This is a genomic window from Pseudoalteromonas sp. PS5 (assembly GCF_004103255.1).
GTDB lineage: Bacteria > Pseudomonadota > Gammaproteobacteria > Enterobacterales > Alteromonadaceae > Pseudoalteromonas > Pseudoalteromonas peptidolytica.
Genome location: NZ_RCSQ01000133.1, coordinates 20,599 through 45,434, shown reverse-complemented (window position 1 = coordinate 45,434; position 24,836 = coordinate 20,599). Strand labels below are relative to the sequence as shown.

15 protein-coding genes are annotated in these 24,836 nt (G+C 42.6%); 4 read left to right on the top strand and 11 right to left on the bottom strand.

The window, feature by feature from the left end; all coding sequences use genetic code 11:
• Positions 1–153: 153 nt before the first annotated feature.
• Positions 154–312: a hypothetical protein gene (locus D9603_RS21855; RefSeq protein ID WP_167508223.1), complete on the top strand. Its 159-nt coding sequence runs from the start codon at positions 154–156 to the stop codon at positions 310–312.
• A gap of 177 nt (positions 313–489) precedes the next feature.
• Here the strand turns inward: D9603_RS21855 and D9603_RS16000 are convergent, their stop codons facing one another.
• A complete protein-coding gene (locus D9603_RS16000) occupies positions 490–1,506 on the bottom strand; it encodes a CDP-glycerol glycerophosphotransferase family protein (protein WP_128732059.1) in 1,017 nt (338 codons plus the stop codon).
• Between the two features lie 133 nt (positions 1,507–1,639).
• Entirely contained in the window at positions 1,640–2,701 is a 1,062-nt protein-coding gene (locus tag D9603_RS15995; RefSeq protein WP_277750225.1) for a nitronate monooxygenase, read from the bottom strand.
• A gap of 149 nt (positions 2,702–2,850) precedes the next feature.
• Between D9603_RS15995 and D9603_RS15990 the strand changes: the two genes are divergently transcribed.
• Positions 2,851–3,030, top strand: a complete 180-nt coding sequence (locus D9603_RS15990; protein ID WP_128732058.1) for a hypothetical protein — start codon at positions 2,851–2,853, stop codon at positions 3,028–3,030.
• 15 nt (positions 3,031–3,045) lie between these two features.
• On the opposite strand, the gene D9603_RS15985 is transcribed toward D9603_RS15990, so the two are convergent.
• From D9603_RS15985 to D9603_RS15955, 8 genes are read right to left on the bottom strand one after another with little or no spacing between them, the layout of a single operon-like run.
• The gene (locus tag D9603_RS15985) at positions 3,046–7,110 is read right to left on the bottom strand and encodes a poly-gamma-glutamate synthase PgsB (RefSeq protein ID WP_128732057.1); all 4,065 of its coding nucleotides are present in this window, start codon (positions 7,108–7,110) and stop codon (positions 3,046–3,048) included.
• The gene (locus D9603_RS15980) at positions 7,100–11,323 is read right to left on the bottom strand and encodes a hypothetical protein (protein ID WP_128732056.1); all 4,224 of its coding nucleotides are present in this window, start codon (positions 11,321–11,323) and stop codon (positions 7,100–7,102) included. The genes D9603_RS15985 and D9603_RS15980 overlap by 11 nt, the downstream gene beginning before the upstream one ends.
• Positions 11,302–12,051: a hypothetical protein gene (locus tag D9603_RS15975; protein ID WP_128732055.1), complete on the bottom strand. Its 750-nt coding sequence runs from the start codon at positions 12,049–12,051 to the stop codon at positions 11,302–11,304. The genes D9603_RS15980 and D9603_RS15975 overlap by 22 nt, the downstream gene beginning before the upstream one ends.
• A complete protein-coding gene (locus D9603_RS15970) occupies positions 12,038–14,293 on the bottom strand; it encodes a hypothetical protein (protein WP_128732054.1) in 2,256 nt (751 codons plus the stop codon). The genes D9603_RS15975 and D9603_RS15970 overlap by 14 nt, the downstream gene beginning before the upstream one ends.
• On the bottom strand, positions 14,280–16,439 hold the full coding sequence (locus tag D9603_RS15965; protein WP_241651683.1) for a hypothetical protein: 2,160 nt from the start codon (positions 16,437–16,439) through the stop codon (positions 14,280–14,282). Before D9603_RS15965 ends, D9603_RS15970 begins: the two co-directional genes overlap by 14 nt.
• Positions 16,440–16,473: 34 nt before the next feature.
• Positions 16,474–17,385: a poly-gamma-glutamate biosynthesis protein PgsC/CapC gene (locus D9603_RS22170; protein WP_241651682.1), complete on the bottom strand. Its 912-nt coding sequence runs from the start codon at positions 17,383–17,385 to the stop codon at positions 16,474–16,476.
• Positions 17,385–19,364 (bottom strand): hypothetical protein, encoded by a 1,980-nt coding sequence (locus D9603_RS15960; protein WP_125252204.1) that lies wholly within the window; start codon positions 19,362–19,364, stop codon positions 17,385–17,387. Before D9603_RS15960 ends, D9603_RS22170 begins: the two co-directional genes overlap by 1 nt.
• Positions 19,365–19,378: 14 nt before the next feature.
• Positions 19,379–21,583, bottom strand: coding sequence for a CapA family protein (locus tag D9603_RS15955; RefSeq protein WP_128732053.1), 2,205 nt, complete (start codon positions 21,581–21,583; stop codon positions 19,379–19,381).
• Positions 21,584–21,871: 288 nt separating this feature from the next.
• Here D9603_RS15955 and tyrR point away from each other — a divergent pair, with 288 nt between their 5' ends.
• Positions 21,872–23,428, top strand: a complete 1,557-nt coding sequence (gene tyrR, locus D9603_RS15950; protein ID WP_125252202.1) for a transcriptional regulator TyrR — start codon at positions 21,872–21,874, stop codon at positions 23,426–23,428.
• 51 nt (positions 23,429–23,479) lie between these two features.
• On the opposite strand, the gene D9603_RS15945 is transcribed toward tyrR, so the two are convergent.
• Positions 23,480–23,971 (bottom strand): hypothetical protein, encoded by a 492-nt coding sequence (locus D9603_RS15945; RefSeq protein WP_176032960.1) that lies wholly within the window; start codon positions 23,969–23,971, stop codon positions 23,480–23,482.
• Between the two features lie 247 nt (positions 23,972–24,218).
• Between D9603_RS15945 and D9603_RS15940 the strand changes: the two genes are divergently transcribed.
• The gene (locus D9603_RS15940) at positions 24,219–24,752 is read left to right on the top strand and encodes an acyl-CoA thioesterase (protein ID WP_125252200.1); all 534 of its coding nucleotides are present in this window, start codon (positions 24,219–24,221) and stop codon (positions 24,750–24,752) included.
• Positions 24,753–24,836: the final 84 nt, after the last annotated feature.

Sequence of the window (24,836 nt, the reverse complement as noted above, 5' to 3'; positions counted from 1 at the left end):
GGACGTAGGTACCTCGGCGTGAGCAGGATGCGGAAGCGGTGTTATCGACAAGATCCCCTCACCTCAAAATAGGTCATTTAATTAAGATAATTGGTATATGATATTTTTAATCACTAACACGGTTAATTTAAATAACAAATCAAGGACAAGAAAATGAAACTTAAATTTAAAAAAACAGCGTTAAAACAATTAGACAAACAGCAGGATTTACCACAACAGCAAACCCCTAATGTTGCAGGTGGTGTGAGTGGTTTTCGTTGTCGCCCGCCAATGTCTGAAACAGGCAATAGATATTGGCAATGTGAGTGCTAATAGCTCGCTTTTATAACAAAAAGCTCACTCTGTGAGCTTTTTTGATGGTAAAAATAAAGGTGAATACCTCATTAACCTGAGCTGTAGATAACTAATATCTTTCTAGCAGCCAGTTTTAGCCGCCAAGTGGGTTGAATTTCTCTCAATATCCAGCCGATTCCTTATTCAGCGCTTTGATTAACTCATTTTCATATAATTTAAGGATTTACGTATTTTATAACGTCTAATCAAATTCAAGGGTTTGCGTTTTAAGCCTGTATCAATAACCGCTTCTGTAGCTGCAAGCACACGATTAGCACTTTGCCCGTCACGATAAGGATGAACTTGTAAGATATATTGTTCGATCCGCGCCTTTTGTGTATCGCAAAGGGTTAGTGCCTGCTTTACTGCGGCGGATAGTTGCTGTGGCTCAGTAATATTGATCAGTGCGTCTTGAGGCTGATGATTATTAAAGGTAATCACAGGTTTACCTATTAACAAAGATTCATCAACCGCGCTGGAGGTATCTGAAATCACTACATCGGACTGTTGAATAAGTGGGATCAAGTTATCATCACCCGCAATTTCAAAATCATCGATGGCTTCAAGTTGGGCATATAACTCTTGCCATTGCATTTTTGTTTTTGGGTGAAACTTGAGTTGGATTTTGTAGTCACCAGATTTGGCAAGCAGTTTAACCTGTTCGTATAGTGCCTCTAACGAGCTCAAATTTGGTGAGAATGTTGGCGCGTAAAGTAGCACTGGCTTTTCGTTATGACATTTGGTGTAATCAAAATAAGGATCAAGTTTTGGCCAGCCGGTTTCGATGACAGAAAAGTAGCCATGTTTTTTCGCTAATGCTTCAAACGGTTTGGTCGTTAGTGGACCATGGGTGCAATATAAATCAAAAAAGCCCCGGATCCCAAAATGCCCTTTCTTTTTGTACTCCAAACCATGGAAGACTTGTACTTTTGCCCCTGGGAAAAAGTCTGGTACAACGTTGCCTGGTACAAACACCGCCCTTGGATTAAACGCTTTTACAGCTTCTACAGTAGTGAGCTCAAGCTCATCATCATGCAGTGAACTTGATGCCACTTCTTGGCCTTTTAAAAACCACTTCACGATTGCACCATTTGCTCGGATCGCATCTTGTAGTGGTCTCAAGATAGCAAAGCTATATGGCTGTTCAACATAAAAAAGGTAGTGTTTAGGCATCGGAAGTCACTTTAAAAGATCAATTGATTAATGCAGTTTCGCCGCTGATGATACCGTTTTTATCACTTTATTACAAAGTTTTGACAGAGCCACCGTACTTGAAATCACGTTATATTCACGCTCGACTTTGGTCTTACTTTACCTCGGGTGTCCTTGTAAAACGCTGGTGTGTTTCTAACCCTACTTGAGCTGCTTCTAGCATAATTTTATCCATGAGTATCTGTACCGACTCAATCTCTCGTATTAGACCTTGAGATTGACCAATGAATTGCACACCGTGCTCTAAGTCACCATGGATTGTTGCTGCTTCAAGCTTTTCTGTGGCCGCGCCAAACAGCGAAAGCAATTTGATTTTGTCGAACTGAGACAGTAAACCTAAGAGTAGTTTCCAAAGTGGCATGTCGACCATTTTTGCCGCTTTAAATGACTTCATTACTGCGACGAGAAAGTGCATAGGGCGACGCGTTGCCTTTTCTGCCATGGGCGTTTTCATTACTCGAGCGTACAATCCATCAAAGTTTTTTGAGTAAATTGTTTGCTCTACATCTTTTTCCACAACTGTATTTTTAACATGTTGGTGTAACGGACTTTCTTTGGATGTTGCGAAGCGGGAGCCCATTGCTACACCACTTGCACCCAAAGCCAGTGCAGCGACTAAGCCTCTGCCATCAGCAAATCCACCAGCAGCGATAACAGGAATGTCAACAATATCGACGATACTTGGTACAAGACACAGAGAAGTCACAGCACCACCATGTGCTGCTGCTTCGTGTCCCGTCACAAGCAAGGCATCCACCCCAGATTTTTGCGCCGCAAGAGCATGCTTTTGGGTTACCACAGTGGCAATAACTTTCCCTCCATACTGCTTAGCAGCTTGCACTATCCAGTCTCCTTTACCGAGAGAAAAGTTAATAACAGGCACTTGTTCTTCGAGCGCGATTTTTGCGTTTTCTTTTGCTCCGGGCATCATTAAGGTAACACCAATACCAAATGGTTTATCGGTGAGTGTGCGTATTTTCTTGATAGCTTGACGCGTTTCGTCTTGACTGAGAGGGCCCGTCGCCAGAATGCCTAAGCCACCAGCATTACTTACTGCCGCAACTAATTCGGGTACTGAAATCCAGCTCATTCCTGGTAATATAATAGGTTTTTCAATGGCAAATAATTCGGTAATAGCGGTTTTCATTTTTCTTATTCTACTGGTCTGATGTGTTGGTGAGCATAGCTGGAATTTGCTGTAAAGTGAACATGCAGATACTCTCTTGTTGAAACTTTGAGGAGTAATACTGTTATGTTGCCTGAATACTTTGCGTTTTTATGGTTAATTTTTGGCTCGGAGGGATGATGAACGTTATAGTACTATTAGTGTGTTTAATCGTAGCCTTAGTGATTTTAGTGCCTTTATTAGAGAAGCATCAGCAACGTATGGGGCTGGATAAAATGCAGAAATACAGCAAATATGTATTTCCGCTATTGATGGTAACCTTGGTCATCAAGTTTATATATATGCTGCTGGTTGAGTAATCTTTTGTAATACCGCTATTTACGACGCTTGATGTTTTGTAGCTTTAGCCAGCCAGGCTTTTGTGAGCGATTGAGCTCATTTAAAATAGTAGTCGCTTTTTCAATGGTGATCCGAAAGTCTGCAATATCTTTGTAGATCTGCACTGCAATTTTTTTTCGTTTGACTGCTGCACCTGCATCTAAAAACGATTCAAGAAGCTTACTTAAAAAGTGTGATATTGCAGAGCGCTCACGAGTATCATTATGCTCTTCAAGACGCAATTGCTGTTGTGCAAGTTTGCTTTTTATTTGGCTCAATTCGGCTTGGCTATATTCACTTTGCGCATTTGGTAGATTTGCCAGAATGTCCACATGTTCCGCTAAGTACTGGCACTCAAGCACGCTCAGCTCCTCTTGCAGTAAAATTCGACTCAGTCCATGTCTAAATTCGGCTTGAGTAATATTATGGTGAGTTAAGCGCTCACAATGCTGATGGAACAGATGCCATTTTTGCCACATGTATACATACCCCAAACCCGCCCCTTTAATATTTTGCATACCAACGATAATTTGGTGTGTTTGAGGTAAGGCGAGTTGAGCAATGATTTGGTTCAAGCTATCTGGTTTAATATCACTGTTCTGAACTAAAGTACATTTGCGGGTTGCTAATTGCTGCGCGATGTCATGGGCAAGCGGTTTTTGTGTGGTGAGATCTTCACATGCTAAGAGCGACTGGGCCAACTCGTTTGCTTCAATCTTCTTAAACAGCAAATAATGATTCTGCGTTTCTAAGTCTAACTTGGCCTTCAAAGCGGAAATCTCAGAGGGTGATATGTCACTGCACTTGGGGGCAAACTTTTCAATTAAATCACTTAACGTTTGTGGTGATTGGATGAGGTTGAAACGTGTAAGTAGGGCATACAGAGCTTGTTTATCATTATTGACAAAAATGTTTTCTAACAGATTTTCTAGCGCGGTCAGAAAGTATTTAAAGAAGCCATCAATATTTGTACCGATAATGACAATCTGATCAATGTGTAAGTCATTGGCAAGAATATTTGCAAACACCTGAGAGCGAGCAACCCTATCGTTTCTATTGTTGATAAGGGCAATAACTTGGCCGTTTTTTCCTTGTTCTACAATATTTAAGCGTTTCCAATTTTCGATGGTTGCCAGTTTTTCATTCGCCGACATACTATTAATGAAGGTCTGGCTAACGTGGCCATATTTTGCGAGAGTAAACTGTTGTAATACTCCCACATCAGGAATAACTCGTGATGCGGTTTCTTTGTACACATAATCCTTATTGATGCCAATGTACTGCGCCATTTTACAAACCAACGCGATGTTGTCAGGATGTTCAACATAGGGATATTTTGCAAGAATATCGGCGGTGATTTGGTAGCCATCCCCCCAGTGGTTTTGGATCAAAGAGGTATTCTTTTGTTCTGCCGCCAAATTGAGCACTGATGCCATGTTCTGCTCAGAGGTAAAAACTTGGGTATTGTAGCCAAGAAATGCCGACATTTCTTTGGCCACATCTAGTCCAGTTGGCCCCAAAATATCCTCATGATCTGGGTAAGCATTGGTAATGGTGGCAAAATTGTCTTTCATCCATCGCACAAGAATTTTTACGTATCTCGGTGTTAATCCCATACATTCCCATAAGAAAATGTCTGCTTTGACTTGTTTGGCAAAGTGCAGCACATCGGCTTGCTCCCAAATACTGGCTTTATCAAAAGGTCGAAAGAGCGGGATTTCATATTGCTCACCAGATATTTTGGAATAGATGAGCATGGCTTCACAGCCAGTTGTTTTACTGACAACTTTAAGCGCCATACTGCTAAAAAGTGCCGATTTAAGGCGTTCTGTACCTGATTTTCCTCGAGTACCCCAGCCACCGATTGATACCGGAATATGTCTTCTATTACGCTTGATTTTTTGGCTTGCGACAATGTGTCGCGTCCAAAAATAGCTGATAAATGCCAGCACAAAAAATACCAGTTGAGAGATGCTATTTTGGTAAATGGCATCCATGTATTCTTTGAAACTACTCCATATTGTCAGAAAAACAGAGGTGATATTGGTTCGATTGTAGAGACGGTGAATGTCTTTAGGAACTGGAAACTGTGTCTCAGCTATATCTCCATAGCCAGTAAATTGCATGGTAAATCCCAATTGCTCGAGTGTTTCGAGGTACTTCTGCTGTTCAAGCTCATTACCTTTACGCAGTTGATCAAATTCAGAAAACTGCCATGAAATGACCCAATAAGCTTTGAGACGTTGCCACAGTGTTGGCGGCGGTAAGACCGATAGAATGCCATCTGGCGTGTAAGTTTTAGCGGCCTGTTTGTGATGATCGTTAATCAGTACGCTGAGCATAAAGTCTAACAGTGGTAAGTGAGGGCGACTCGATTGCTCTGTGATATTAAACAAAAGCTCTCCAGGCACTTTGGTTTCACTGATTTCAGCAGTGGTACAACTAGGTACATGAACATAGACACTGGGGTTTTTGGCCTTGGTATGTGAGTGGCTTTGCCTTTTATCTGTGCTTGGGTGTCTGATCTCATGAAGAATACGCCACAATCGACGCACCTGCTTATAACCCTGTTGGATCCGCCATCCGGTTTTTGTGCGGTTGGCGTTGAGACTCTGGCCATGTTGAGCGAGATAAGAAAGCGCCCGACCTAATTCATCCTGGGAGCAGGTAATTAATGTATCGCTTTGTTCATTCGCTTCAAGAGAAGCGTTGAGCTGAGCAACTAGCGCCTGATGGTAAAAGCTACTCAATTGCTCCCTAGCTCTTGTGATATACCGACACACTGCGATATTTTCTTCAGAGGCTAAACAAGCGTTGAGCGTGTCTATAAAGCGCTTAAAGCAAGCTTGTGGTTTTGACTCACCAAGCTGCATATTCAGCATGATCCTCGCACTTTGCTCAAGAGCCAAACGCTTTAAGGGTAATGGTTGCTTACTCATTAACGTTCGCTGCCACCAGTCAAATGAAAAATCATCCTGACAGAACCTATCAGCAGACAGCTGCTTGATTAGTGTAAATCGCACTGCGTTTTCAGTTTCTTGCTCGAACCGCTCCGTCAATAGTGACTTTGCAAACGTGTGAGGGTAAAACTCCACATACTCAATGGTGACCTGACGCACTCGAGGTAATACATGTTTGCTCAGGGCTGTGAGTATCTTAAGGTCTTGCTCAGTGAGGGTGCTCTGGCTCACGAGTATTTTTGCAAAGGTACTTACTATGTAGAGTAATTCAGCATCGATTTTTGACGGAGAGTCGACTTCGTTGGCTTCAGCTAACATTGACCACATATATGCGCGGCTAAACGTTGGGCGCTGATGGATGAGTAGTTCAAGAATGTCAACGACGGCTTGATAGGGCATGTTGTCAGCTTCAAGAAACTCAATGAGCTTGGCTATCAGCTCACCATCTAACTCAGGATCGCCCTCTAGCTTGTTGAGCGTCGCGACCATATTTACCAACGCTCGGATTAAGCCGTGGCGAATATGCTGATTTTGGCTGCTGGCTAATAAGGTTAAACAAAATGGTTGTAAATCTAATCGCTGCCAAGCGCTTTCTAGGTTTGTCTGGTGCATTTGTAGATAACGGTTTGTCAGCGTTCCAAGCTTGGCGATTAGAAACTTAATTTGTTGCCCCATTGTCGCTATTTGATGCTCATAACGAGCCACGACAGCACCTTCATCAAACCAACGTGAAAATGCTTTTTTATCTTGTGCTAGCATTGATTTAGTGGCACCCAGCTCTTTGGCATACGCTAAAATGTGGAGGGCTTTTTCCGCTGCAAATTCGGATTTAGCGATCCTTTGTACAAAGCTGCTATGGGAGACATCTAGCTGCAATATTTGCTCGTGTAGTGTCTCAATCTTATGCCTCAAAAAGGCAATGGATTGCAGGACGAGCCAATCGGTTTCATCTTCGCTTTCGGGACGATTATAGAGGAGCTCCCATGCACATAGCTCATCAATTAAAGCATTATACTTATGTTGATACAAATTAAGCCAAAACTGTTCAGTTTCGGCAAAAAATAAGGACTCTAATTGATTTTTTAACACATTACTGGTCATGTAAATCTTGCTCTAATAAATGGCCTAGCTGCAACGACTCAAAGACGATTTCATCATGCGCGTATGGTGCGAATCCGGTTTGTTGTAGATTGCCTAAATGGACTTGAAAACCAATTTGGTGAGTGTTGTTAAACCAATCTTGTGTCCACGTAAGGCTGAGCCAGCCTGCGGTATGTGTGCTAAAGTCAAAACCCGTTTGCCAACCTACCTGGGTCAAGTACTGCCAAGTCGGGTTTGGACGGTGTTGATCCGCAAATACGTATCTTGATGTCAGACCTAAACGGAAAATATGGCCTTCATGATATTGATTCCAATTAATTGAAAGTAACATATTATCAAAGGTTTGCCAGTCTTGATTAGATGTCAAAGTCGCACTGGAGTCAATATAACTATCGACCCAGGGTTGATAGCGTAGCCCTGCATGTGCTTGCCAACCGTGCCGGTGGTTGTTGCGGTAGAAGGTATACATATCAGGGCTAATTTGCGCATCGGCTATAAACTCATCTTTGTTGATACTGGTGTAAGTATAGAAAGGCTGCCACCACCAAATGCTTCTAAATCCTGAGTTATAGCGATGTATTTGTCCCAGTTTGCTAGATAAACGAGATGTGAGGTGACTGTCGCTTAACGCTGTGGAGTTTTGCCAGCGATTACGTAATTGAACCTCAGCAAACCAATTAGTGTACTGAGATAGCCAGTCATATTTGCCATTGATTGAAAATGTATCTTGATGATGATTATCTAAGGTATAAAACGTGTCCAGTCGATACCAACTATTTTCCTCTTTAAGTCTCAGCGAAAGGCCGAGATCTAAGGTGATGCGGTTGGGGGTTGGTTCTGTTGTTTGGACGATGTCGTCACTATCAAATACTAAAAATCCAGCGATACCCATTTGGCTTTCATCCATTTCGAGGTGAGGATTTTGGTATGGCGTAGGCATCGCGTTAAGATCAGGGCGCACTTGTGTATTGAGATGTACCTCCGGTGTTGGAGTTAAGTTTACGCGTGATAGTGTGGGACTTAAAGACCAAACTGACATCCGCACGAGAGCAGCGGCACCTGTCGCGGTGAGGCTTACTTGCCCCGCAGGGTGGAAGTAATTGGCCTCTTTTCTTGTTCCATTTTCCATGCTTTCGATTTTTATTAAGCTATCTTGCGAAAGCGTTGCAGTGACAGGCGTATGTTTATCTGAGCGATAAAAAATTTGGCGAGTATCTAATTCAATATCATGCCAGCGGCCTCCACTGTAATACTGGGGAGTGATCCCGACTATCTGCCCAGAGATTGGGTTTAGCCAGCGTAATTGTATGTGACTCGCTCTGGCTTCATCCGGTTTAATACCATGAGTAAAAGTCTCACCGGCCTGTAACGTTAAAACAGTGCCAGAGCCATGGCCAATAAGTTCAACTTGGGCGGGTGGTGTACTGACTTGCATTGCATCGGAAAAGCGCAATGTGATGCGAGTTTGCAAGTGTTGATACTGTGTAAAGTCAATGGTCAGTAGCTCATTTGCACGAAGCTGTAACCCTGAAAGCGGGGTTTGTGTGAGATGGGCTGTGATTTGATCTGCATAACTTTTTGCTAAGTCGGCTTCAGTGCTAACTTTTTGAGTCCCAAGGTAACTTGTATATTGCTGGACTGGACGCCACTGCCCATAGCGCAGCAGGCGAGCATATAATGCTTGATGCGTAATATTGTCAGTTAAGCTTGTGTGTAAGCGCTGTAGCGCTGAGTGATATTGCTCATTGTTCAGCGTTTGTTGGCTTAAATGGTATAGGGCGTTTACCGCGACTTCTATTACTGAAAATTCAGCACTGACAATGGATTGAGCATCACTGATAAGTTTCACGGCTTGGTTATCGGCAGGGGTTGCTGCCGCCAGTGGTGGTGTTATCTGAATATCAAGGAAAAGTTCACTATTGCTAAATAAGTGGATACTTTCTCCCGCCGCTAAGTTTATCTGCTGTCGTGTGGCAATAGACAAGCGAGTATTGTCAGACTGTAACTGCATATTAGCAGGAATATCGGCATAGACAGGCAGTAGATTTATTGCTTTATCCTGCTGGTAATATAGCCATTGCGTATTTTTATATTGTTGCCCCTGAAATGCTGTGCGTGCGCTTACTTTCAAAGTAAGGGGAGTATTTGCTGTTAACTGTACCGCTTCACCTCGATCTACACGATATAATTGCGTTGGTTTGTCTATGGTATGGGCAAGGTGCTGACCATGATGACTTAAACTATATTGCGGTGAACTAATCTGATTAGATTGAAGTGTAGCTAGCAGCTGAACTTGATGTTGTGCCAATGACATTGTCTGGCTCATCCACAGCGCTTCTTGATGCGCGCCAGATTGTATCAAGTAATCTAATTCAATGTTGTCACATTGATACTCAGTGATATAGGGGCTATACCCCGCACATAGCCCAGCTGCTTGTATATAATCTGTTGCTTCCACGTAGTGTGTCAGTAATGTATTGGCAGCATATTTCTTTAGCATGTCTGAACTGCTCAGTAGCAGTGACTTTAATAGTAACTCAGCATTTCCTGTGCGCGCCAATTGGTTCAACACATCAATATTAAGCTGCCATGCGAGCAGGGTAACTTGTTCGTTATAGCCATTAAGAAAGGGTTTAACTTTAGCCAATGTCTGTATCGGTAATGTGCTCGCCTGCATGCGCAGCTCAATAAGTGATTTGGTCGCATGAAACTGTGCAGCGCTAGTTAGCCCTAGATTTAGCTTTGGTGGTCTCAGAATTGTCAAAGAGAGATTGTAACTGTTAGCTCTATTGTTCCTGTTATGCGTCAATAATCGACTGATAAACTCACTACTACGTAAGCCTTCTTGAGTCATCGCGTTAAACTTGGGAAATGGTTGTAGTCTATTTACCGCAAGTGCAATATCACGCTTTAGTATGCTTCCTTGAACGGTTATGAATGTTGAAGCCGGATGGATAGGGAGCGTTAAGCGTTGAAAATGCGCACTTGGTGAAAGGTGTAGTCTGTACTGGTCATGTTCTGTGTGTAATAGCAACTGTTGTTGCTGCGTTGCACGAACAAAGACGGTGACGGCATTGTCGATGATAGGGATGTCATCAAGATGATAAGTGAGCGTACTTGAGGATTGCGTATAGGCAATATGTTGACTTCCAGTGACAACTTTAACATCATCGGTTACGCTACGACTACCCAACGTGACGGCGACGTTCGCTGCTTGGGTGGTGAGTTTGTTTGGGCTACTTGGGGAGACAAAGCTGAGTGAAGAGGTAATACCCCGCAGGGCTTGCTTTCTCGCAATTGTTAGCACTGAGTCAGTAGCTGCTGTCTCAACATCGGCTCGGTCATTGCTAAAATACAAGCGCTGAAGTTGACTATCTAATTGTTGGCTCCAGTACGGATTAAAAAGAGTCTCTAGTTGTTTTTGCCCGGCATTGTCATCAAATATCCCACGGTGCATTTGCACTACATTGAGGTAGACAGGTACAGAGCTTGTTATAGTTAAGTAGCTGCCTTGTGGTACTGCGATATAGTCTTGGTTAACTAGTCCTGCTTTTGGTTGTAAGTACTCAGCTGCATGTAGATCTGAAACAGAAATACGACTAATCACTTTACCATTAACCTTCACAGTCACGATACCGTTTTGGATTACTTCATGGAGATCCTTTCGCACTGTTATTTTTAACTTTTTAGCTTGCGTAAAAAAGACCGTGGTTTTGTCGGTTGGTGCAAGGTGATACCACCTCTGCGTACTCTGAGCGATTTGCAATACCTTAGTATCTAGACCTGGCAATGCTAAGGCGCGCCTAAAGGGATCGCGATGACGATGTACATTACCTTGCCAAAGAGCCAATGATTGTGCTTGCTGGCCATGATAAGTCACCTCAATTAAACGATGTTGCCGAGCACTGCCAAGTTGACATCGCTGTTCCATACACAACCACTGTGTTTTATCAATTTGACGCAGAAGCTTTGGTGTTTCGCCTATCCTAAATTGAAAGTTGTCAAGCGCCGCAGGCTTGATCACGAGCCAAGCATGGGCGGGCAGGGCTAGCCATTGACTTTGCTGTGGCTCAAAATGACGCTGAGCACTTGCTTGAAGGTGTGCCATACGTTGCAAGTCTATCCACTGTACACCAGTTTGCACAGCAACTTCTCCTGCGAAGGTGAGCTTGGCAAAGAGCAGTAAAGTGATTAGATAAGTGATCGCACGCATGAATTAAATTGCTCTAGCTGTTGATTATTTTTAGTTAATTGCTTTCTTACTTGATAGCTTAGTTCAATATGGATAAAGCTATATTTGGGCAGATCTAGTTGATGTAAAATATTTTTTGTACCACCGAGCTCTTTAACCTCTTGCGGATATACCATCACGCGATAACCTTCTTTGGCTAGACAGGTCTTTAAGTTCCATAGCGCGGCATTATTCTGTTTTCCTTGGCTGAGTATAATGTCACTGTTTCGACCAGCACCAGTTTTACGTTTCTTTTTACTAAATCCATGAATTTGAAATATCTTTGCGTCTTTGGAGGCTAACATGAAAGCAACAATAGCGGCACTGTGTAAGTTATTGTGCTGTTTTGCATAATCCATTGATTGTTGAGTGTCGTCACGGTCGTATCTATGTTTGGTATTCGCCAGTAGCAATTGGCACGTGCTTTCAAATAGAGACTGCCCGATGACTAGAGTATGTTTATCATGAAAACGGTGTGGTACAGATACAACACATGGCAGACGTTGTGGTGCGTAATAAAGTTCACCGTGCTGCTCAGCGCTTTGCTTTGGCATTAAGTGAAACTGTTCACCTGACTGCACCAGCTGCCACCCATTGAGCGCTTTAGGCTGAATAAGCCACTGCTGCATCGTGGTACTATTTGGTACGGCCGCGCTTGCAGGTAAAATATATAAAAAACAGATCAAAAAATAAATGTTAATGTGTTTCATGCTGCCACCAATTTAGTGTTGAGTTTGGATGGAGGTGCGCCTCTATTACACTTATCCAGACATCATCAGAGAAGGAGAGTGCCAGTGTGTGCGGCTCCTTTATATCATTGAACAAAGGTAAAGTTATACTTGGGTACTCTACCAATTCACTATATTCGGGATTAAAAAACAATCTGCTTGCATCATTACCTGAATGTAAAACATAGTGTTTATTGGTAATAGTGTATTCAGTGCTAGGCATAGAAAGTTTGGTGCTATCTAGTGTGGTTTTCACTCTAATTTCTTCTCTAAAACCCGTGCTAAATACTTTGATGATAACAGCCGAAGGTTGAGTATCAGCATCACCAATAGCAAGTCTTAGCGGGTCTGATTTATCGACCTTATACACTCTTACCTTGCGTAGTGTACGAGGAGATCCTTTATTGATATAGAGTGCTTGTATTGAGCTGTCTTGCTGTTCAAGGTTTAGCGTTTGTAAAGGCGCTTCAAATAGCTTAGGTTTACTTGTTTGTTTCACAATGACGCTGGTGGGGTAGCCGGTTGTATCCGCCAGAGTATAGAGCTCTGAGTGTGTTACTGCTCGATATTCAAACTCTTTATTAGGTACATCGGTGTCAAAGTACGCTTGTTGTATTGGCACCAAGACAATATCCGAAACGGGCAAAATATGGTCTAAATTTTTTGTCGCGTATTGTGGCAAGGGGCTTGGGATCTCGGGAGGTGCTTCAAATAAACGCACCGCGGTGATCTGCTCGTGAGAATGAAAGAGGTAATGATTGTCTGCTTTTTGACTAAACCACGCATCAACCCCTTGATAAGTCGTGTCGGTCGGATTGCAAATGGTTTCGCAGCGGTGTCTTACATAATTGAAGCTAGGGCTACGAGTTTGTAATTTCACCATGGCATTGTCTGCTTCTACCCTAATTTTATTCACTTTGTTAGGAAGAGTTAAATAGCGCTTCTCTTCTTGTGTGATAGGTAAGCGCTCTGTTGACTGCGTGATCAGTCGGTCGTATAAAGACAGTGTTGCCGCTGCGTTAAATGCGTATTTTCCCACCTCTTTGTCATTATGTAACAGGTAAAGAGTGATCTGTGTCCCCGCTGGGGCACGCCAATCAAGAGCAATCTCACTGTTTGGGGTGACATAATAGTACACTGGTAAATCAGCTCGCAGGTCATAATAATAGCTGTGTAGCAAAGGTATTGGGTCGACGTCATTACTAAATACACGTACATTCGTTGGCGCATTGGCACTGATTGTTACCAGCCCCGTGGGCAAATTGCTGAGCTTTAATTTACCTGATGTGGTGAGTGTTGGGTGGAGCTGGCTGGGCGCGCTTATTTGTCTTAAGTCATGCCACTCTAATTCAAGTTTTGCGTCTTCAAAGTTGTCTACTGTGTATGCTTCCCCTTCAAAAACCCGAAAGCTCAATTTCATCTTTTCGGATACGTGTAAGTTATCTAGATTCTGCTGTGCAGAGAAATCATGGTTGAGTACGTTGTAGGGGAGCGACTCATAGAGCAAGTCTGCACGAAAGTCGATATTAGGCACCCCTTGTGGAGCTAGCTTTTGCCAATCCAGCATAACGGAATTATACCTTTCTTCATTGGTTAGCGCATTTTCACCAATGGTATGGTAATTAGTCATGCGTTCTCGCCACTCTGTTGGCCTTTTCAACCATGCTTTTGCAGGATCAGTTATGCTATTGCTAGTTTGGGCATGGACGCGAACCACCACGCCCTTTAGTTGTGGATCCTCTGGAATTAATTTGAGCGTAACGCGACTGGCTTGCTGTAACTCTTCCTTATTGAGGTAAAAAGATTGCCCTGATGATACCGCCAAGGCTTCTCTATTTTCTATGAGCTGTTTAATTTGTTGCTCTGCATCATTTGCAGCGACCTTAGCTGCATGATGGTAAACCCCATGATAAACCAAGGAATTTCGGGCATCCAACAAGCGATATTCGATAGCATAATTTACCGGTGTATCATCACTTGGGGAGGACTCAAATATACCATTTGATAGCACTCTTACCGACATAGTACGAGAAGGTGAAAAGGAAAATGTCAGTGGTGCATCAGTATTTAGCCAGTGCACATTAGAGCGGATATTAAATAGCGTTGAGGTGTTTGTTGGCTCCGCGGATTTTAGCCACACATAAACATTAAACCCTTGCCACATGGCTGCCAACAGAAGCGCGATTAAAATCAAAAGACGTAAGGCAAGGTTAATCCAATACATAACGTCCCTCTTGTACTGCTGCGCTATAACGGGTGATATCTATGACTTTGTTTCGCCTTGGAAAGTAGAGCGCCAATATCAATCCATCTCGTGTAAACATAATGCCAAGTTCAGTGTTTCGCTGCGCAATAAAAGCATGTAGTTGGCAGGTATTTTGTCGAGCACATAATGCACTGAGAGCCGGTAAGTGCTGCGAATGCGTGTATTGTTTTTTGGCACTTTGTAGGGCGTTGATAAATAAGGCGTCTGGGTCATGCCAATCTGTCGGAGAAAGTGTCAGTAAATCAACCTTTTTGAGAGTTGGAGAATGTGATATTGCCAACAAGCGCTGTGCTAACGCATCGTCAGAGACGGCAAAATTTGACTTAAAGTCTGATGCTAACCACAGTGCAGCAAGTTCGCTGTTGGGGGCAAACAGTTGATAGCCAGATTGAGGAGTGGTTCCCAGCTCTAGCCCTCTTGTGGCGCGTTGACCCATGACAGTTTGTGTGTTCACGCCCAGCTTTTTGAGTGCGCGTTTTAACTGGCTGAGTGTTTCATTGTGAATGGGATTAGGTGTTGTAAATTGAAAAGCCAATGCTGAGGGTCTAATGCTTGATGGCGCGCTATGACTACGGATCTGTAAATTTAACAATGGTTTTTCATAGAAGTAGCGTTGAGCACTTTGGTAAACTACGTTGAATAACGAACGGATATTATCAGCGGCCATCACATTTGCCTCTACACTGGTATATGGATGAGCGCCCGCGATAGCAAGTAGCTTTGCCTGCGTGGAAATAAATAGTTGAGTAGAAAAGCCAAGCGTATTGCTCTCGAATAAGGGTCTTGGCACTGCAATTGTCAGAGCGGGTTTTGCGAGCACAGAAATAAAGTAAATTCCTTGTCCTAATTCATAAGCTTGGCTATTTTCAAGTGGTGAAATAGCGACAAATTGCCCTTGTGCACTGTCAATCAGCGCCAGTTGGTATTGGAGTAAATTTGCAATGCGGTTAATTTGGCTAAGCCTAACTTTAAAAGTGTTAGGTGTGGCTACGATATCTGGATTTTGTGTGATGGCAAACAATGGCCTTAACACTTCGTATTCCCAAAGTGCAGCACTGGTATCACTAAGAGGACTGAATGCTCCACTGCCTTTGGCGCTAATATGAGTTGAGAATTCATCGATGAGTGTATGGATGGGAGTATCTATAGTCTTAATCTCATCTTCCGTTATACCAGCATTTTGCATTCCATAAGCGCTAAGCAATGTTGAATAGCTATCCGAGCTAAGATAGGTCTCAATCATTGCGCCTTGGAACTGTTTATGTGGCAGAACCGTAGTCGCAGCAGTACCAAAATAGCTTTGCTGGATCCCCAATAACGAGGCCAATTCTGATTGTTGAACTGAGGCTGGTACGGTATTGAAAATCCACATTTGTTTACTATCTTTTAACTTGTGGCTGTGCATCATCTGACTAACCTGACGGTTAATTTCTCTCAGTTGAATGACTTCAGACGATGACATGGCGATAAAGAAGTCGTGGAAAAATTCACTTTGTTTGCTTTGGTTATCACTGTTTTGTATAGACTTGGCATTACCAAATGCCATGCCGCTACTTTGCCAATAAGAAAACAAAAGGTGTGCAGCTTCGCTTGCTAAGCGTTCAGTTGTGGGGTAAGGAACGCTGATTATATGATTTTTCTTAGCTGCTAGGTTAATGATAAACAAACCTCTTTTATAATTCTCCTGGGTGTCTTTTATTACCAATAACGCTGCGGTTTGTTGTAGTGAAAAACCCGCCTGTTGTAACAAAGCCGCCGCTTTTACAAAAGATGACTCGCTATTTTCTTTGAGTAGTATAATGGCCTGTTTAAATTGATTTCTCTGTTGCTCAGTGACGTACTGACTGACATTTATGTCGGTGGCACTTTGAGTATAAAGCTGACTCTTGTAGTCACTGACTACTTGATTCAAAGAAATATCTTCTATCTGTGAGACCACCGCGGAGCGTTCACTTTTTACAAATAAGCTTGGGATCACCATAATGGCAAAGCCGATACAAATCGCAATTAAACCGCCGACAATGGATGTTTGAAATGTTGCCCGTAACACCAAACCTAAGGCATTTTTTTGGTAGATTTTCAGCGCAAGCAAGGTCGATAACATATAACCAAAAGCAAAAGTATCTGTTACTTTGATGCTAGGAAAGTAAGCGACAACGGCATAATTTAAAAAAAAGTTTGTAGAAAAAACCAAGGTTGAAAAAGAGTAGCATCAACCTTGCGCCCTCAATATTAGCATGCTTTAAACGCGTGAAATTTAAAATGAAATAACCAAGCGTCAGTATAATCGCTGTTTCGGCAAAAGAAGTGAGTAGTTTTGTTGGTTGCATGAGCTGTAGAGCCAATAAAGCTGGCAACATAATGCCATTAAATTCCCAGCCATACTTTAGGTTAGCACGCGAAGCGATAAAGGCTGTTATCACCAATATAATATAGGCTTTAGGCGCGGCGATAATAGAAGCAGCAACAGCTTCATACATTACTGCTAGGTTTGCGATACTAAAGTTAGTGAAGGTCATAAGACCAAAGCGGATGACTACATAAGTGACTACAAGCTGGATTGCGGTTACTTTGATGCCATATCTAAACCCGCCATTCCACATAACGTTTGCTGTCAATGCGATAATGATAAGGCCTAGGCTGTATAGCTGAGCTGCATAGTCAAAGGTAATATCCCACTGCAAAAAGTAGCTTGCGACTTGAGGCCAAAAAAGCACATCCATACTGACACGTACGAGAATGCTAAGGAGCACAATAGCAAAAAATCTATCTCTGCCAAACATTTCTGCGTAGCCAAAGCGCTCAACTAGGGTTTTGGCAAAAAACCGCATTAACCCATATACCACAATGGCTTCAATAATAATTACCCAAGCAGAAGTAGGGCTGACGATAAATAACGGCACCAAATAGCCCGGCACTACGAGTCCCGTTAATGGAAAGCCAAACCTAAGATTAAAAAAGGCAACCACTGCTATGCCTATCCACACACAGGTGATAACCGATTGACCGAGTCCACCAGCGCTTGGAAATAGAGCGAGTGACCAGTCCACTACTGTTCACCCCACTTAAGAAACTGTACTTGGTCGTCTGATGAAAATTGTCGGGATAGTTGGGTTACAAACTCAGTACGATCATCGACTTGCTGAAGCAACTCCCCTAAGTCAATAAATTCAAATAAAACCCCACTGGTTTCGAAGGGAGCGCTTGTATTAAGCCCTGTAGAGCCTTTAACAAGGGTACGGATACAGAGTAGGTATGTATGATTATCGAGATAAATGGGCAACACTACCTTGCCGCGCTGCAAAGTTAAATAGCGTAATTTCCCTTTTGCCACTTCGTTATCCATTGAGGTACAAAAGCACAATAGATCAAGTGCAGACATATCAAAAACTGATAGTCCATGACGCCTAGCAAATTGCTCTAAAGACTCGTTTACCTGCACTATCTGACCAAACAAGTTATATAAAATGCTGGCGCTTTGTAGCTGGTTAAAAACATGCTCAAGCGAAGTCAATTTTTGATCCATCTCGCTCACTGCATCTTTGATTTTATGACTCAATGGTGCTTTAAGTGAAAAAGTTAAGGCGCGAGCCAGCATACCTTTTTGATTTTTACGTTCGGTCGTAAATACTTTATAGTGAAAAAGTAGCTCACCAATTTGATGAGCAAACAGGTTCACATTTTTAATAAAGGCTTGTTCGTCAAAGTGTTTTTGAGGTATTACCGTTAACGCCCAAAACCCTCTAATATCTCCTGCATACATTAAAGGGGCGATATATTGTTGTTCATTTTCAGCCAGATCTTTAAAGAATACCCGGGTAATTTTAATTGTACCAGACGCCTTTATTGCATCGGAATAGGGAACTCGCTCGTAATCACGTCGCATCTCGACAATGTCACTTAGCTGACAATTAAGTGCACGTACCTCCGAAACACGGTGATCTCCTTCAAGGCGGGTAAGAAATATACTTTTATCTAAATTTAATTGCTGGTTTACAAGCTGAATGATGCCATCCCAAGGTTCTGGGTGTTCAAGAAAGTGACGCGGCAGGTAGCGCCCTAACATCCGCTGCTGGATCAACGTGATAATTGATTGCAGGTTTTCTTCTTCCGACCATTTCAATGAAATGAAAACCCACAATAGAGTTGACCATATTAGCGTGATTAGTTCGCCTATTGGTAATAAGACTGCATACCAATAGTGGGCAGCGAACCCCAAGATCAGTAGCAGCCCACTCATACAGGCTGCGATTAGCACATTGATTAGCGTTGTATTTCTTTGATACCAAACTAGAAGTAGTAATGTGGCTATGAATACAAAAGTGATAACAATGCTTTTGTCTAACGGTTTGATAAAACTATTAGCAGCGAAGTTGTTGGCGATGAAAGCTTGCAGGTAAACTGGAGGAAGTGCCTTATCAGTAAAAGTGCGAGGAGCGTTAAGTAAAGCAAAAGGAGAGTATTGCGCAATTAAGACAACTTTATCAGTAACTTGAGAAGCAAACACATCACCATTTAATACTCGTTCAGCGGTAAACTTTGGCAGGGAATAATAAGATAAAGAGTAATCTATGATTTTGTTTTGGTAGGTTCCATGCTCAGGAAAAAGCACGTCCCATAGTACATCACACGGCTGTGGTGGAGGGATAATACTGACCGCGCTGCCATACCAGTTTTGAGTCTCTGGTAAGCATAGGTTTGGGTTATTAAGAGGATAGTAAACAGCATCATGCTTACTGCCTGTGTCTTGTGCTAAAGCTACATCGGAGTACACCACAATACCTTTCGGGTCATATGCAGACAAAGTATTGATTAGTGACTCATGTTGCTGCTGTAAGTTTTTTGCCTCAATGACAACAATCTCTGTGGCTTGTGTTTTATTAAATTTGGAAAACCATTGTAATCCAAACAGATTGATCTGCTTGTATACGCCAGTAAATGAAAGTAATGCTAAAAATGCAAATAAACCAAGAAATAGCCAAAACTCGCGCTGGCGTCTTACAAAGCTTATTTGGCTGAAAATAGACATGTATAATTACTCTTTTACTGCTGACTAAAAGTAAGCACCAATTCGGTTGGAGACGAGGTCGTTATTTTAATAAACTCTAATCCATGAATACCCCCGCTTTGCCATTGATTATTGGTAAGAGAAAGTGAGCGTTGCCAAGAGATCATCGCGACATCATCTAAAAAGAGTGCACTTTCGCCACTTGTAGGTGGCGTCATAGACAACCCAAATTGCACGCCTCTTGCCGGCAAGTTTTCATCGCCTAATGTAACTGAATCATCAGGAAGCGTTATGTCTTGTTGAAATACCTGCCAGTCGTAAGTGCCAGCAGGTAATAATTCAGGAGTGGACTCAGAAAATAGTAGGCTGTCCTCAGATGTCAAAATACGAATATCGGCATTAAATCTCCCTGCATTATTGCCCTTTGCATAGCCGTATAAAGTAAGTTCATGATAGGCCTGAGCTGTGCTTGGAGCAGGGGTAATGGGCATAGTACGAATAGTATGTTTGAAAGGAACTCGTGTTGCTGTCTCATCGAATTGTGTTCGCTGTAAACACAAGCCTTGAACACCACGATATTTTCCAACTAGACAAGGATAAGTATCGTCAGACTCGATAAGCCATCGTGATACTTCGCCTGTTTCAGCGTCGTTATCCCAATCTTCAAAGTCACCGAAAAAGAGTAAATCACGACCAAGAGTTAGCTGTGCCTGAGATTGATTTAGTGCGATGCGACTTACATACTCTGAGCTTTGCGCATATTGGCGCAAGTCAATAATGTGCTCACCTGCAGCTACAGAAATAACACGTTGCTGAGTAGTTTCTACTATTGATGGGGTATCAAAGTTAACTTCCGCAAAGCCTGAATGCAATGAGATACCAACGTCAGGAGAAGAAAACTCTGCAATACGCTTGAGTAGCGCATTTGCAAGATCGCCACTAACTAGCTTGGGAGTATAGTCTTCTAAATACACAGGATAGGCTTTTATTGCGTCTATTTTTGGTTCTCCTGCTGTTTCAAGTTCGACAATAGTGATTAGCCCTAAGAAGGTTTCAAGTCGGTTTTGCTCAAATACAAAGTTGCCTAACCCCAATATTGCTGGAACCCCGTTATATAAACCGAAGCCCTGAGCGACATGTGGATGGTGGGCTATCATTAAATTTGCACCACTGTTCGAGACGACATCGAAGCGATTTGCAATATAAGCAGTTGGGGCGTAGGAGTATTCATCTCCACCATGCAGCTGAGCAACAACAAAGCGACCGTCATTGCTTGCTTGGTTGACGCTTTCTCTTATGGCTGTGGTGTCGGTTAGATCAGCGGCTCCCCCTTTTTGATCTGAGGCTACGTAAGTGATGGTATGTTGATCGCCCGTGATAGAGGTGGCCGAGATAAAATCTATGGTCGTTTCCCCCAGCGTTAAGCTGTATGGCGCTAGGGCTGATTCGGTATCGTTTCCTGCGCCACTGTGGCTTAAGCCTGCTTGCTCAACATAGCGGATGGTATCGCTAAGTCCCTGTGCTTGATAGTCATACACGTGATTATTACCCAGTGCGACATAATCAATACCAAGATCGTTTAAAGCTACTAACGAGGCTGGTAAACTGAAAAATGCAAACTCTTTACTCGGGTGAACCGTTGTTGGATTTTGGAGAATGGGTGACTCAAGGTTTACCGAAGCAAAGTCGACACTGTTAAACAGCGCAGGCATATATTTCACTAGCGCTTGGGCATCAGCTCCGGCGCTTTGGGGTTGGATAAGTCCGTCGCTGGTGCTTGGCAACGAATTGCCCATCGTAATGAGTGAAGGGTTAAAGTAGCGACGGCCAAACATTGTGTCACCCGCGAATAAAAGCGTTTTTAAAGAATCTGAAGACGGCTTTAGCTGCAATTCTATGGTTTGTGGGTCACTATGTTGATTTGCAAAAGTAAATACCAAAGGTAAATAGTCTGGGTGCTGTATTGTCGCTACGTAGGCACCGAAAGGCAATGTGGCAAGATCAATTGTACCGTTTGCAGCAGAAGTAAATTGTAGGCTGTTAATGGTAAGCGTAGCGCCAGAGACAGCGTTACCGTCACGAGTTTGAATCTGAACACTTAGATTGGTCGCTTCATTGTCCCTGTCTTGTTGACTTTGGTCTTCGTTTTTATCTGTGTCAGAGGGACCCGTTTCATTGGGGTCTTCAACTGAACAAGCCGAAAGGGTGAGGAGTAACATCAGCGCAATTATCTTTTTCATTTTTATCGGCCTGCTTTCAAAAACGATACAATATCCAATTCTTTAGTATTGTATCTGTAACTGTTTAGCGGATGCAATCTTATGATGAAAATGTAAGCCACCAAATCAGGAGTTTAACAAATGTGGAAAAACACCTTATAAAACAAATTTTTCCTTACCGTATTAGTATAGGACAAGAATTTAATGCAGCCTCTAAAATTCTGTTCAATATTCTTTACGTTTTTCTAGTCGACTAGCTATTCTTAGAGTATGATCCCGTCAACCGTGTAAACCCGTTTTGAGGAACAAATGCGTCTAGAGATACATTGCGCTGACCGAATTGGTATTGCCCAAGAGATTCTCAACATCTTGGTAAGCTACCGTGTTGACTTAAAAGGTATAGAAGTCGATTCAGTAAATTGTCGGATGTACGTGAGTTTTCCACCGATAGAATTCGAACAGTTTCAAAAGATCATGCCAGAGATACGTTTGATTGATGGTGTAGAAGATGTTCGCACCACGGCATTTTTGCCTTCTGAGCGTGAACATAATGAATTAAATACACTGCTTAGTGCTTTGCCTGATGGTGTTATATCAATAGACGCAAAAGGTTGGGTTCGTCATTGTAATGATGCTGCTTGTCGCGACCTAAACATGGTTGAGACTGATGTTATCGGCGCAAATATTAACAACCTTTTGAAAGGTTTTAATTTTACCCGCTGGTTAGAAGGCAAAGAAGTATTAGGACAAACGACCCGTGTAGAAGTAGGCGGCGAAGACTTTATTGCGGATATTTTGCCGATTTCTGTGCCTCAAGGGGGAGACGGTGACGTTTTAGCCGGAGCGGTGATCAATATTAAGTCACAGTCTAGACTTGGGCAGCAAGTGAGTGCATTTCGTCGTTATGGCCAAGAGAGTTTTGCCACTATCCACAATCACAGTACAGCAATGCGCAGAGTGGTGCGTGAAGCGAGAAAAATGGCTCAACTAGAGGCACCAATTCTCATTACTGGAGAAACAGGAACAGGTAAAGAGCTCTTGGCACGAGCATGCCACTATGCTTCAAATCGTTCATTAAAGCCTTTTATTGCACTATCTTGTGCTTCATTACCTGATGATGTAGCGGAGTCAGAGCTATTTGGTTACGCCGGTTATGAAGAAAATGCGGCACCAAAGCGTGGGGTACTAGAGCAAGCAGATGGTGGTACCGTATTTCTTGATGAAGTCGGTGAGATGTCTACACAATTGCAGACTAAGCTTTTGCGCTTTTTGCAAGACGGTACTTTCCGTAAGGTTGGCGACGAAAATGAAGTAAAAGTGAATGTGCGAATTATCGCTGCAACCCAAAAAGATTTACCAGCAATGGTGCAAGAAGGGGCATTCAGAGAAGATCTCTACTACCGAATTAATGTGCTAACGCTAGAGATTGCACCGCTTAGAGATCGCAAGGCTGATATTGCTCCGCTGGCTGAGCACTTTGTGCAAAAATACGCGCAGCAAAATGGTCATCCAGCGCCTACTTTTGCTAGAGAGTGTATCGAGTTTCTAGAGCAATACCCATGGCCTGGTAATGTTAGGCAATTAGAAAACGCAATTTATCGCGCGGTTTCGCTATTAGATGATAAAGAGCTGCGTACAGAACACTTGAATTTACCTACCTTTACTCATGACTTGGGCTATTTAGAATCAGACTTTGAAGGGACGCTTGATCAGGCCGTTAAGCGCTTTGAAGCGACATTATTACGCAAGCTATATCCAGCTTATCCGAGCTCAAGGCAGTTGGCGAAGCGACTAGGCCTGAGCCATACTGCTGTTGCGAATAAGCTGCGTGAATACGGGATCAATAGAAAAACGGTAAAAGTGTAATATTAGTAGCTGCACGCACACAGCGAGTATAAAGGCTACAGGGAGTAGCCTTTATGATTTTGTGCCCATGTCTTTGTTAACGCCATCAACTTTAATACCTTCTATCCCATCTTCATCAAAAGTGAGCGTGATACTTACGTTATCTCTGGCAAAAAAGTAATCAATACCATTTACTGTGAGTATATAGTTGCCTTTTACGGTACCACTAAATTCCTTTTTCGTTAATGCAATATGATGGTCAGCAATTTGCCACGTAAATTCAGAAATAAACCCCTGATTAAACTCTTGGATCCACACTTTTGCGTCGTCTTTACTCAGCGTGATTGCAACTGAGTAAGACTCCGGAAGCTCCGACATATCATATTGGTTTGCACCAATACGAAACTTTTCGGCTTGTTTATTCCAAGCAAAACCAAACGTAAATGCTTTATCTGCACCGGTAGGGTAAGTTAATGTACCTTCGCCTTTGAAGTCGAAGTCGGCGTAGCAAAAGCTGGAAAAAGTAAAGATTACAGCGCTGACAATGAGGGAAAATATGTTCATGGGCTTCACACCTATTTTGTTTTTTACCTGAGGGCTGAAAAATAAATGGGCTAACTCATCGTATTGAAAGCATGCCTTACTTTTACAAAGCTCAGGTTAGTTAATCTAGTTTACTTGGATGGTTATCGCAAGATGGAGACAGTTCACATCGAGGACATTAATGCAGCGTAGGGTAACAAAATAATCTCTTTAGAATATGAATTGCTATGCTAGAATCGAAAAATTATTTACTGGTAAGACCATTGTTATGAATTTATATTTTCGTTTACTGTTACTGTTTTGGAAAATAAGAAAAAACCAACAACACGCTAACTCTATTCTTGACCCGATAGACATTACATACCGCGCGCTACCTAGTGATTGTGATATTAATATGCACCTCACGAATTCAAGATACTTAGCCTTTATGGATTTAGCTCGGACCTGGATGACTGAGCGAGTAGGTTTATTCGCTGCGGTGATGAAGCGTCGTTGGTTTCCAATCGTGAATGCTACCGCGATCACTTACATTCGTGATATTAAGCCGCTACAAAAGTTCACCATCACAACGAAAGTGGTTGGTTGGGATCATAAGTACTTTTATATCGAGCAAAGGTTCCACTCGTCCCGTGGTTTACATGCTATTGCTTATGTCCGTGGTGTATTCAAACGCAAAGGTGGAATAGTTACCATTGAAGAAATGCTAGAAATTGCAGGATTTAAAGGCGAAGCACCAATTTTATCGCCGGAGATTATGCACTGGAAAGCTATGCTAGAGGCGAAAAAGAGCAGTAATTTGTAACGGTGAACAAAAAGATAAAGGCCACAATAGTGGCCTTGGGGATTGAGAAAGTAACAGTAATTTATTGTCTATACCGCAAAGGTA

Coding starts and splice junctions, on each gene's coding strand:
- D9603_RS21855 (WP_167508223.1), top strand. CDS start 154: ATGAAACTTAAATTTAAAAAAACAGCGTTAAAACAATTAGACAAACAG.
- D9603_RS16000 (WP_128732059.1), bottom strand. CDS start 1,506: ATGCCTAAACACTACCTTTTTTATGTTGAACAGCCATATAGCTTTGCT.
- D9603_RS15990 (WP_128732058.1), top strand. CDS start 2,851: ATGAACGTTATAGTACTATTAGTGTGTTTAATCGTAGCCTTAGTGATT.
- D9603_RS15985 (WP_128732057.1), bottom strand. CDS start 7,110: ATGACCAGTAATGTGTTAAAAAATCAATTAGAGTCCTTATTTTTTGCC.
- D9603_RS15980 (WP_128732056.1), bottom strand. CDS start 11,323: ATGCGTGCGATCACTTATCTAATCACTTTACTGCTCTTTGCCAAGCTC.
- D9603_RS15975 (WP_128732055.1), bottom strand. CDS start 12,051: ATGAAACACATTAACATTTATTTTTTGATCTGTTTTTTATATATTTTA.
- D9603_RS15970 (WP_128732054.1), bottom strand. CDS start 14,293: ATGTATTGGATTAACCTTGCCTTACGTCTTTTGATTTTAATCGCGCTT.
- D9603_RS15965 (WP_241651683.1), bottom strand. CDS start 16,439: ATGTTATCGACCTTGCTTGCGCTGAAAATCTACCAAAAAAATGCCTTA.
- D9603_RS15960 (WP_125252204.1), bottom strand. CDS start 19,364: ATGTCTATTTTCAGCCAAATAAGCTTTGTAAGACGCCAGCGCGAGTTT.
- D9603_RS15955 (WP_128732053.1), bottom strand. CDS start 21,583: ATGAAAAAGATAATTGCGCTGATGTTACTCCTCACCCTTTCGGCTTGT.
- tyrR (WP_125252202.1), top strand. CDS start 21,872: ATGCGTCTAGAGATACATTGCGCTGACCGAATTGGTATTGCCCAAGAG.
- D9603_RS15945 (WP_176032960.1), bottom strand. CDS start 23,971: ATGAACATATTTTCCCTCATTGTCAGCGCTGTAATCTTTACTTTTTCC.
- D9603_RS15940 (WP_125252200.1), top strand. CDS start 24,219: ATGAATTTATATTTTCGTTTACTGTTACTGTTTTGGAAAATAAGAAAA.